This is a genomic window from Streptomyces sp. SID13726 (assembly GCF_010548375.1).
GTDB lineage: Bacteria > Actinomycetota > Actinomycetes > Streptomycetales > Streptomycetaceae > Streptomyces.
In genome coordinates this window covers 1-417 of sequence record NZ_JAAGLY010000594.1, presented here as the reverse complement: position 1 = coordinate 417, position 417 = coordinate 1, and the positions used below count along the sequence as shown (strand labels likewise).

1 pseudogene is annotated in these 417 nt (G+C 68.8%); it reads right to left on the bottom strand.

Annotated features, from left to right (window positions below):
* A pseudogene (locus G3I78_RS49295) lies at window positions 1-417 on the bottom strand (TIM barrel protein); the annotation flags it as partial.

Sequence of the window (417 nt, the reverse complement as noted above, 5' to 3'; positions counted from 1 at the left end):
AGGTCGCCCCGGCCGAGGGCGACCTGCCGCATGTCGCCCGGCGCGTTCACGTTCACGGCGTCCTTGATGTGCAGGAGCTCGATGCGGTCCCCGTACTCGTCGATGAGCGCCGGCACGTCCACGCCGGCGTTCGCCGCCCAGGCCGTGTCCAGCTCGAAGGCGACGTACTCGGGGTTCGTCTCCGCCACGAGGATCTCCCACGCGGAGGTCAGCTCACCGTTGTACTCGTACTTGGTGTTGAACTCCTGGTCGTGGTTGTGACCGAACAGCTTGCCGGTGCCGTTCGCGACCGAACGCTCGCCGAGACGGTCCATGGCGTCGGCCGTGGCCAGCACGTTCTCCAGGCCCCCACCGATGCCGGGGGACGGGAAGCCGCCCGAGCCCACGTACTCCTGGCCCAGCGTCTTGACGTACGCG